This window comes from Campylobacter sp. P255, assembly GCF_003627915.1.
Classification (GTDB): domain Bacteria; phylum Campylobacterota; class Campylobacteria; order Campylobacterales; family Campylobacteraceae; genus Campylobacter_D.
The window spans coordinates 1-10,375 of record NZ_NREN01000018.1 but is presented as its reverse complement, the minus strand read 5'-3'; the positions used below and the strand labels follow the sequence as shown (position 1 = coordinate 10,375).

Below are 10,375 nucleotides of genomic sequence, written 5' to 3'. Positions count from 1 at the left end.
CTACATCTTTAAATGGAGAATTTCTAGCACTCATCATTTTTTCATCTGCTAGAATAATCTCTTTATCAAATTCTTCACTTAGAAGTTCTTCTAGATCAGCAACCAAGCTAACTAGGGCTAGAGAGTCCAAAAACAACTGCGTTTTAGAGTGTACAATCTTCAATTCTGGTATTTCATCAGACAAATTCTCCAATGCATGTAATATAATTTTTTCAACTCTAGTTTTCATAATCATTCCTTAAGTTCTACTGTTTTGCTACAATATTTATCGAAATATAACATAAAACATCTATTTATCTGTTTAAATTAATTATGTATTTAGAAAAATATAATATTAAATGTAATAAAAATATCACCAAATACAATAAGGATAAAATAAAATGAGCTTTTACAAAAAGAAAAAAAATCTTTGTATTATTCCTGCGCGTGGTGGTTCAAAAAGAATTCCCAGAAAAAATATCATTGATTTTCTAGGAAAACCTTTGATTGCTTATAGTATAGAAAGTGCTTTAAATTCAGGTGTTTTTGATGATGTGATCATTTCAAGTGATGATGATGAAATTATCAATGTGGCTTTAAAATATGGTGTAAAAGCTCCTTTTGTACGCAAAAAAGAACTAAGTGATGATTATGCAAGCTCAACTGCTGTGATTCAAGATGCTATCATTACTCTAGAAAAACAAGGTCAATTTTATGAAAACGTGTGCTGTTTGTATGCTACCGCACCACTTATAGATGAGTTTATCTTGCAAAAAGCCTTTGAGCAATTTATTCAAGAAGAATGTAAATTTTTATTTTCAGCTTGTGAGTTTGACTACCCTATACAAAGAAGTTTTTACCTTGATAAGCAAAATAAAGTTTATATGTTTAATGAATCAAACTACCATAAACGCTCACAAGATCTTACCAAGGCTTATCATGATGGTGGTGCATTTTACTTTGGCAAAAAAGAAGCATGGCTAGAAGAAGATTTTATGTTTAAACCTCACTCTAAAGCTTTTTTGCTCCCTAGAAATAAAATTTGTGATATCGATACTTTTGAAGACTTAGAATTTGCTAAAATACTGTATCAATTTAACAAACAAAGCACCTTTTAATTCTTAGTTGTGCTTTAGATTATATCTCAATTCAAAAAATCTATACACCAGATCAAATATAAACAAAAAACTAAGTAAATAGCAAATTAAATAAAAAATATTAAAAATTAAGCCAATGCTTATCAAAATCACCAATAAGGTAGCATCAATTCCAAGTAAAAATCCTCTATCTAAAAAGTATTTTTTAATTCCAAAGCGTTTAATATTTTTAACTTTTCTTAAATTTTTTAATATATAATGAGGACAAATTGTCCTATGTAAATTCATACAAATAATCACCAAGCAACACTCAAAAAAACTAATATAAGATGCAGTATATGCTATAATAAAAACTCCATTAAAACCAATATGATCTACAACTTTATCCAAATAACTCCCAAATTGCGAACGTAAATCTTTATATCTTGCCAGCATCCCATCTAAACAATCTAGCATGCAATAAAAAAAATACAAGATGCCCGCTAAAACAGTATAATGATTGCAGATGGCAACAAAAGATATAACAATTAAAACCAAAGAAGATATAGTAATTTGATTTGGTATTATTGATGTTTTTGAAATTGGTATTAGAATATACCTTTGCAACAACAAAACTCTTATAATATATTCAGTAGGGTAGTAAGACATTTCAAGTCTTTGTTTTTTTTTTAACTTTTCATCTAAATTCATATTTATTCCGATTATTATTTTAATACAATATAAAATTATACCACAATAATCACTAGTTTAATTATCTTAACAACTAGTTCTCTAAGACATAAGCTTTTTCTTGTTTATTTTAAAGTATAATAATAATTATCTATACAATACAAGGAGCAGCTTATGCTACAAAAAAACATTAAAAGCATAAAAACTAAACTGGGTCAAACTTTATCATCAATTAAAAAAACTAAATATCAAGTTATTCAAGGCAATGATAATTTAGATATTAATTTTTTAAACACTCAAGATAACACCTTAATTTACAAAAATCCTTTGGATGAATTAAATACCATATTAAAAACTTACAATGAAAAATACCGTTTATATCCTGTATTGTATTTTTTTGGTTTTGGTAATGGAATTTTATACAAAGCCCTTTTGCAAAATCCTCACCATAAAGTGATCATAGTTTTTGAAAAAGATTTAGAAATCATCCATACAGCCTTTAGTATAATAGATTTTAGCAAAGAACTACAAGAAGCTAAATTAGTGATTGCTGATGTAAACTGTCTAGATACAATGAGCTATGAACTAATGTGTAGACAACAACCTATGCTTAATTTTGCAAGAACTTATTTTTTAGAATTGCATTCTGATTACTACGAAAGATATCACGAAAACATATTAACAGTTAATAATAATCTAATCGAACATCTTAAAAAAGCTGTATTAAAATACGGCAACTTACCTCTTGATGCATTGCAAGGCATAGAACAATACACCCATAATCTTCCTAAAATGTTAAGTCATCCAAGCTACAAAGAGCTTTTAAAAAAAAGAAAAAATCTAAGCGATACAGCTATAATTGTCTCTACTGGACCTAGTCTCTCTAAACAACTTCCTATATTAAAACAATATACCAACAAAGCAACAATATTTTGTGCTGATAGCGCTTATCCTATTCTAGCTAAACACAATATCAAGCCTGATTATGTAATGTCTTTAGAAAGGATACCTTTAACTAGTGAATACTTTAATAATAATTTTGGTGATTTTGACAAAAATATTATTTTTGCTATAAAATCATACACTCATCCAAAAACCACACAATATCTAGAAAATAACAATAGAAACTACATGCTAATTTCTCCTACTGATGCTAAATTTATATACTTTACACAATTACATGCCTACGGGTATCTTGGAACAGGTTGGAGTGTGGCAAATATGGCTTTCAACCTAGCATTTAATTTGGGACATAAAAACATCATTTTGATTGGACAAGATTTAGCTTATAGCGAAAGCGGTATATCCCACTCGAGTGATTATACCTATCTTACAGATAGCCATATCACACAAAAACCATACAAAAGAGATTTTGGAAAATACGAATGTGAAGCCTATGGCGGAAATGGGGTTGTGCAAAGCTCTTTTGTGTGGACTTTATTTAGACAAAATTTTGAAAGTGATATTGCGCATTCAAATCACCATGGAATTAAAATTTACAACTGTACCGAAGGTGGAGCTAGAATCAAAGGTGCTATAGAAAAACCTTTTAAAGAAATATGCGAAGAGCTATTAACAAAAGAGCTAGATAAGCCTTTTACGCCTTTAGAAAAACCAACCTTAAACAAACAAATCGAACTTATGCTTAAAGCACATACCAAGATAAAAAAGAGTATTTCAAATTGCCATGTTTTAAATAACATCGTCGAAAACCGCTTATCTCACCTAAAATGGTCTTATCAAAATGTCCACTCCAAAGAAAATATAGAAGACATAATTAAAGAAATAGATGAAATCAAACTCTATATAGAAGAACTAAAAAATATGAAAGAACTACACGAAACCCTAAGCCCACTACTTGCCCAGTTTGAATTTAACCTAGCTAAAATTTACGTTCTTAACCCTATCAATGAAGATGACGTGTATAACAAATCACTCTTGTGGATTAAAGAACATATTGATTGGCTTGAATTAATCATCGCTCACATAAAAGCCCATGAACAAGCTTTGTGTAGGGGTATAATTCCTTTGCAAGAAGCTATTGTAGAAAAAGGATATGGTCACAAAATAAAATGAAAGTTCTTTTTAGAAGCGATAGTTCTAGCACCATAGGACATGGACATATTAAAAGAGATCTTTTACTAGCCAAACAATACCAAGATGTTGCTTTTGCTTGTTTACCACTAAAAGGCTCTTTGATAGATGAAATTCCTTACCCTGTGTATGAGCTAGCTAGTGCTAGCATATACGAACTCATCAATCTCATCAAAAAAGAAAAATTTGATCTTTTAATCATCGATCATTATGAGATCACCGCCGATGATGAAAAACTTATCAAGTTGGAAACAGGGGTGAAAATTCTAAGCTTTGATGATGAAATTAAAGAACATTTTTGCGATATCTTGTTAAATGTCAATGCCTATGCCAAAGAAAGTGACTATGAAAATTTAGTACCAAAATACTGTGAGTTAAGGTGTGGTTTTTCTTATGCTCTAATACGCGATGAGTTTTATGAGGAAAGTAAAATAAAAAGAGAGAAAATTTATGATTACTTTATTTGCATTGGCGGGAGTGATCCAAAAAACATCTCCTTAAATGTTGCAAATAAACTCAACCAAAACAAAACCATCATCATAGCAACCACAAGGGCAAATTCACATATAAAGTCTTTGCAAAAATTAAGCCAAAAAAACCCTAACATACAAATTCTCATAGACTGTCCCAATCTTGCAAGATTAATGAACGAAAGCAAAAAGCTTATCATTAGTGCAAGTTCATTAGTCAATGAAGCTTTAATTTTAAAAGCAAATTTTAAAGCTATAGCTTATGCTAAAAACCAAGAAAAACTTGCAATATGGCTTGCGAAAAAAGGCTATGAAGTGGAGAATCTGATATGATAATTTTAAAAGATTTCATTCATCTGAATCAAGAAGAAATAAAACTTGTTTTAAAATGGCGTAATGATGAGAACGTAGCTAAATTTATGAAAACAAAAAACATCGGTTTAAAAGAACATTTGAAATTTTTATCACAACTCAAGCTAGACAATACTAAAAAATATTTTTTAGTTTATGATGATGAAAATATCATAGGCGTAATTGATTTTATCAATATAACCAACCATTCATGTGAATTTGGGCTTTATGGTATACAAAAAGGAGTAGGTGAACTTTTAATGCAAGAAGTTAAAAACTATGCTTTTAATGTTTTAAAAGTTCAAACTCTAAACGCTTGTGTTTTTAAAGAAAACACAAAAGCTTTAAAATTATATCTAAAACATTCTCCTGTAAATATAGTAAAGCATAAAACAATGCTTTATTTGAAATATATACAAAAATCCATTATTGAGAAATTATCTTCTGTTAATTTTAATTGGCACAATGAACTAATAAACTACGAAATATATAGTAAAAATATCATTTTTAACTTTATGCATAATGAAAATATTATTTTGAAAAATTTTGCCAATCTAAATCACAAAGAAAAAGAAAAGATTAGATTATATAGAAATCGCCCTGAAGTGAAAAAATATTTATACCAAAAACACTATATTGCTAAATATGAACACAAAAATTTTATAAAAAAACTAAAAAAAAATACTGCTAAAAGTTATTATTGTGTAATTTACAATAAACATATCTTAGGAAGTATCAACTTTGAAATTATTTCCGATGATACCATAGAGTTTGGCTTTTATGCAAATCCTTTTTCTAAAATTTCAGGATTAGGTAGAATTTTAGAACATATCAGTATTTATTATGCTTTTAAAATAAAAAATTATTCATTTCTTCAACTACAAGTATTTGATAACAATATATTTGTTACCAATTTACATAAAATATTTAATTTTAATATAATTAAGCAATTTGAATTTCAAAATGAAACTATCTTAAAAATGCAACTAAAAAAGTCTGACTGCAAAACCATTTTTTAGCAAACAGTTTTTGATGTCATTTGGTGTATATTGACTAAAATGAAAGATAAAAGCACCAGCAAGTGCGTTTGCACCTAGTTTTATAGCTTCTACTCCATCTTGAGGTTTAGAAAGTCCACCGTTAATAACAAGTGGAATTTTTAACTTATCTTGAAAATACTTCAGTAATTCCAAGTCATACCCCAAAGCACTTCCCTCTTTATCAACACTTGTTAAAAGTATCTCCCCTGCTCCTAAAGCTTCATACTTAAGTGCAAGCTCTAGCGGATCTATATCTAAGATTTCATCATTGAAAACTTTAAAACAACCCTTATCTTTTTTAACATCAATAGAACACACCACACAAGAACTTCCAAAAGTATTTGCTGCCTCTTTGATAAAATTTGGATCATGTAAAGCTATGGAGTTTATACTAACTTTATCCGCACCTATATCTAAAACCTTTCTAATATCTTCTAAAGTTCTAATCCCACCTCCAATTGTCAAAGGCATAAAGCATTCATTAGCTATATCCTCCAAGCTCTCAAAATCTATCTTGCCGTTTTTGTTTATATCCAAAACGATCAACTCATCTACATTTCTAGCATTATATATCCTAGCAGTACTAACCATATGCCCTATAGTCCTAAATGAAGCAAAGCCGATACTTTTAACTAATTGATGATCTTTTAGCAACACACAAGGAATAATTCTAGTTTTAAGCATACTAAGCCTTTAAATTTGCAAAATTTTCCAAAAGTTTTAGACCAACACTTTGACTTTTTTCAGGATGAAACTGCACAGCAAAAATATTCTCTTTTTCAAAACTCGCACAAAATGGCTTTTCATACTCACAAAAAGAAGTTTCTATATTTTCCAAACACTCTACATAATAAGAATGCACAAAATAAAAATCGCTTTTTTCTAAAATTCCATCAAAAAGCCTACTTTTGTTGCTACCAAATCGCAAATCATCCCAACCACTGTGCAATAATTTTTCTTTACTTAAATCAAATTTCAAAACATTTGCATGAACAAAGCCAAGTCCATTGCATTCTCCGCCCTCATATCCCTTGCTAGCAAAAAGCTGCATACCTAGGCAAATTCCCAAAATGGGTTTTTTTTCTTGCAAAACGCATTCTTTTAAAACTTCATCTAAAGCAAGTTTTTTTAGATTTTTCATGCCTTGTTTAAAAGATCCAACACCTGGCAATACAAGCTTAGAAGCATTTTTTATATCTTCTTTTTTAGAACTTACAATCACTTTATGACCGATTTTTTCAAAAGCTTTCAAGACAGACTTGAAATTACCAAGATGATAATCCACAATGCAAATCATTTTAAAACAAACTCATCTTTTTTTATCAAAGACCCATCGCTATCTCTTAAAAATTTACCATTTTCATCACGTTTAAAAATTTTTTTATTAGTGTAAGAATCTACAATTTTTTCAAATTCTTGCTCACTAAATCCGCTAAATTCTAAGTATTTTTTGATAGCTTTTTTAGGTGGCTTTCCATCGTATTTATTCACAAGCCTTACGCCTTCTTCACGGCTAATATACCCAAGCCTTATGTCCAAACATGCATTATCAGTTGCTCTTCCAAAACCATATTTGCAGTATTTTAAATAATCATGTACATGATTGGAATAACAATCTAAATTTTCGAAATTCTCATAAGTAGTTTCAACTGGTTTTGTGCTAGTTTTAAAACCATTTTCTTGAGATACCTTTAAGTTATACTTATAATCCCATTTAAAATAATACCCCAAAAACAACCCTGTAACTCCAACTCTTTGAAGCTCTTCATCGCTCGGATAAGTGTAAAAATACAAATCCTTCTCGCTAATACCATCAACACCGATCATATCAGAAATTCTATTACCCAAAAGCCCACCAAATTCTTCAAGCCATTCCCTACCTAAAGTATTTTTTTCTTTAGAACTAGCTGGACCACCATACTCAATCTGAGGACTTTCACCCCAAATAATCAAAGGAATACCAAAGGCAACTGCCACTTTTGGCACACAAGTAAAAATTCCTAAGTGATTTTGCCATTCATTATCCCCTGTTCTTATAAAAGCTTCTTTAGCTAATTTTTTATACACCAAAGGATTTCTTTTGATATGGATTAAATCTACTCCAAGTTGATTTAAATTTTTTAAATTTTTTTTACCTATTTTAGTAGGGATAGTTGGCTCAAAACACACACAAAGAGGATTTAGCCCAAGCTCAAGGCATTTTAACACTTGAAAAGTAGAGTCCTTACCGCCACTAACCCCTATCACGCAGTCATATACTGGGTGCGTTTTGTATTTTTTAACAAGATTTAAAAATTCTTCTTCTCTTTTTTTCCAATCTATTTCTTGATTTTTCGCTTCTTGAGAACGACAAGCATCGCAAACCCCCTCATCATCAAAATGCAAATCAGGTTTAGTATCTGGCATTACACATTTTTTACAAAATTTCATTTTTACTCCAAAAATATCATAAACTTTATTAAATCGACTATGATTATATTTTCTAAAGCTAAATAAATTTTATTTTGTTACAATGTTTTTATTTGCAAAAAGGCTAATCATGGATTTAACTTTGCTTCCTTATATGATTATAGGAATTTTTTCAGGTATGGCTTCAGGGGTTTTTGGTATAGGCGGTGGAATGATCATTGTCCCTTTTATGCTTACTTTAGGACTAAGCTCCCACCATGCTGTGGCAATTTCAGTCGTGCAAATGATCTTTGCTTCTGTTTTTGGGTCTTATATAAACTATAAAAAGAAAAATTTAATCTTAAAAGATGGACTTATCATAGGCTTTGGAGGCTTTTTAGGTGCGATGTTTAGCGGGGTATTGCTTTCGTATTTTTCAGATATTACACTCACAAGCGTATTTTTATGTGTGAGTATTGTTTTCTTTTTAAAATTTGCTTTTAATCAAAAAAGCACCGTAAGCAACATTCAACACACAAATATTTTAAAAAATTTTATTTTATTAGTATGCGGTATGTTTACAGGTATTTTTGCTATTTCTTTGGGTATTGGCGGCGGTCTTTTGATCACCCCAATTTTGGCATATTTTTTAGGATATGACACCAAAAAAGTAGTTCCTCTTAGCTTATTTTTTGTTATATTTGCTTCCATTTCAGGCATTAGTTCTTTTGTATACAATGATATTATTGATGAGGAGGTTTTGCACAATGGAACCTTAGTGGGTATTAGCTCTATGCTAGGAGTTTATCTTGGTATTAAAATCATGGAAAAACTCAACCTCAATTCTCACCGCATAGCACTTTTAGGTATTTATACGCTTTCGATTAGCATGACTATTTTTAGTTTACTTAAAAAACTAAATTTATTTTAGTCTATCGGCAAATTTTTGCCTATTAGAAGTATAAACAAAACTTAGCACTTCCGCCACTGCTTTAAAAAGCTCTGGTGGGATAAGATCATTAACTTCACAAGCCTTATAAAGCTCTCTTGCTAAAGGAGGATTTTCATAAATCATTACATTATACTCATATGCCATATCTTTAATACGCAAAGCCAAAAAGTCCACCCCTTTTGCCAAAACCTTTGGCGCAGCCTCCTTAGAATTATCATAACGCAAGGCAACCGCATAGTGCGTAGGATTGGTGATCACTACATCAGCACTAGCAACATCTTGCACCATTCTACGTCTTGCTGCTTCCATTTGCAAGCGACGAATTCTACTTTTTACCAAAGGATCCCCTTCGCTTTGTTTAAATTCATCCTTGATTTCTTGCTTACTCATACGTAAATTTTTAAAGTACTGATACCTTACTAAAAGCACATCTAAAAGACCTATAATCAAAAAAGCTATAATAACAACCGCAGCAAGTATGATAGCCTTATCCCTTAACCATAAAAGTTGCGGATAAATCGTATAAAGCTCTACTCTTGGCAACTCTTGCATAAATTGCAATAAAAACACAAACGCTATACCAAAAACAACCCCAACCTTGAGTATGATTTTTAAAGCATCGATAATTTTCTTTAAAGAAAAAAGATTTTTAAGACCATTAATGGGATTAATTTTATTAAAATTTGGTGTAATAGGTTTAGTTGTAAAAATAAACCCAAATTGCATTAAGTTTCCAAGCACCCCTGCCACCATAATCGTTAAAGTGATAGGTAAAACCATAATAAACATTTCAATAACTGTTTTTATAATGATTTTTTGTAAAATTTTTATGTCTAGCTCAATACCTATAAAACTTTGATAAAACCTGTACAAACCACTAATTCTTTCGCCCATAAAAGGCAACATAAACAACACCACAAAAACCGCTATAACGAGTACAGCCACAGCGGATGCATCTTGACTTTTTGGGACATTACCCTCATTACGCGCATCTTCTATTTTTTTGGACGTGGGCTCTTCTGTTTTTTCTTGATCATCAGCAGCCATAAAAAAACCTTATAAGAATTTAAAGCAAGATTATATCATTTAATCCAAGTATCTACAAATTTCATACTTGGATTAAAAATTATTTTAACGATTAAAATCTTTTCTTTCTAGCATCTTCTAAGATATCATTAGCTATCTTATTAACATTATCAGATATAGCCGCACTATCTTTAGCTATTTTTAGATTTTCTTGTGTTACGCTATCAATTTGAGCTACAGCATCATTAATTTGAGTAATACCTGTAGTTTGTTCTTTAATACTTTCACCCATTTCATTGATAGATTGAA

12 protein-coding genes and 1 pseudogene are annotated in these 10,375 nt (G+C 30.2%); 6 read left to right on the top strand and 7 right to left on the bottom strand.

Annotation, left to right across the window (positions count from 1 at the left end; genetic code table 11):
* Positions 1 to 229 (bottom strand): hypothetical protein (locus CKA54_RS07445; protein WP_120760924.1); only part of this gene is annotated, 229 nt, incomplete at its 3' end.
* A 151-nt stretch (positions 230 to 380) separates the two neighbouring features.
* Between CKA54_RS07445 and pseF the strand changes: the two genes are divergently transcribed.
* On the top strand, positions 381 to 1,097 hold the full coding sequence (gene pseF, locus CKA54_RS07440) for a pseudaminic acid cytidylyltransferase (protein ID WP_120760923.1): 717 nt from the start codon (positions 381 to 383) through the stop codon (positions 1,095 to 1,097).
* A 3-nt stretch (positions 1,098 to 1,100) separates the two neighbouring features.
* Here pseF and CKA54_RS07435 read toward each other — a convergent pair whose 3' ends face one another.
* A complete protein-coding gene (locus tag CKA54_RS07435) occupies positions 1,101 to 1,766 on the bottom strand; it encodes a CDP-alcohol phosphatidyltransferase family protein (RefSeq protein ID WP_120760922.1) in 666 nt (221 codons plus the stop codon).
* A 153-nt stretch (positions 1,767 to 1,919) separates the two neighbouring features.
* Between CKA54_RS07435 and CKA54_RS07430 the strand changes: the two genes are divergently transcribed.
* The 4 genes and pseudogenes from CKA54_RS07430 (at position 1,920) to pseH (CKA54_RS07805) (ending at position 5,679) form a co-directional block, all read left to right on the top strand.
* Entirely contained in the window at positions 1,920 to 3,821 is a 1,902-nt protein-coding gene (locus CKA54_RS07430) for a motility associated factor glycosyltransferase family protein (protein WP_120760921.1), read from the top strand.
* Positions 3,818 to 4,642 (top strand): UDP-2,4-diacetamido-2,4,6-trideoxy-beta-L-altropyranose hydrolase, encoded by an 825-nt coding sequence (gene pseG, locus CKA54_RS07425; protein WP_120760920.1) that lies wholly within the window; start codon positions 3,818 to 3,820, stop codon positions 4,640 to 4,642. Before CKA54_RS07430 ends, pseG begins: the two co-directional genes overlap by 4 nt.
* A pseudogene (pseH, locus tag CKA54_RS07810) lies at positions 4,639 to 5,016 on the top strand (UDP-4-amino-4,6-dideoxy-N-acetyl-beta-L-altrosamine N-acetyltransferase); the annotation flags it as partial. The gene pseG and the pseudogene pseH (CKA54_RS07810), both read left to right, overlap by 4 nt.
* Before the next feature lie 39 nt (positions 5,017 to 5,055).
* Complete coding sequence (gene pseH / locus CKA54_RS07805) at positions 5,056 to 5,679, top strand: UDP-4-amino-4,6-dideoxy-N-acetyl-beta-L-altrosamine N-acetyltransferase (RefSeq protein ID WP_367301901.1); 624 nt, start codon at positions 5,056 to 5,058, stop codon at positions 5,677 to 5,679.
* Here pseH (CKA54_RS07805) and CKA54_RS07415 read toward each other — a convergent pair.
* From CKA54_RS07415 to CKA54_RS07405, 3 genes are read right to left on the bottom strand one after another with little or no spacing between them, the layout of a single operon-like run.
* Positions 5,647 to 6,384 carry a HisA/HisF-related TIM barrel protein gene (locus CKA54_RS07415; protein WP_120760918.1) on the bottom strand — a complete coding sequence of 246 codons (738 nt, stop codon included), beginning with the start codon at positions 6,382 to 6,384 and terminating at the stop codon, positions 5,647 to 5,649. The genes pseH (CKA54_RS07805) and CKA54_RS07415 overlap by 33 nt on opposite strands.
* 1 nt (position 6,385) lies before the next feature.
* Positions 6,386 to 6,997 carry an imidazole glycerol phosphate synthase subunit HisH gene (gene hisH / locus CKA54_RS07410; RefSeq protein WP_120760917.1) on the bottom strand — a complete coding sequence of 204 codons (612 nt, stop codon included), beginning with the start codon at positions 6,995 to 6,997 and terminating at the stop codon, positions 6,386 to 6,388.
* Positions 6,994 to 8,130, bottom strand: a complete 1,137-nt coding sequence (locus tag CKA54_RS07405) for an N-acetyl sugar amidotransferase (RefSeq protein ID WP_120760916.1) — start codon at positions 8,128 to 8,130, stop codon at positions 6,994 to 6,996. The genes hisH and CKA54_RS07405 overlap by 4 nt, the downstream gene beginning before the upstream one ends.
* A 109-nt stretch (positions 8,131 to 8,239) precedes the next feature.
* Between CKA54_RS07405 and CKA54_RS07400 the strand changes: the two genes are divergently transcribed.
* Entirely contained in the window at positions 8,240 to 9,019 is a 780-nt protein-coding gene (locus tag CKA54_RS07400) for a sulfite exporter TauE/SafE family protein (RefSeq protein ID WP_120760915.1), read from the top strand.
* Here the strand turns inward: CKA54_RS07400 and flhB are convergent.
* The gene (gene flhB / locus CKA54_RS07395) at positions 9,011 to 10,087 is read right to left on the bottom strand and encodes a flagellar biosynthesis protein FlhB (RefSeq protein WP_120760914.1); all 1,077 of its coding nucleotides are present in this window, start codon (positions 10,085 to 10,087) and stop codon (positions 9,011 to 9,013) included. The two genes, CKA54_RS07400 and flhB, sit on opposite strands and share 9 nt — an antisense overlap.
* A gap of 91 nt (positions 10,088 to 10,178) precedes the next feature.
* The coding region (locus tag CKA54_RS07390) for a methyl-accepting chemotaxis protein (RefSeq protein WP_120760913.1) at positions 10,179 to 10,375 on the bottom strand (197 nt) is incomplete at its 5' end.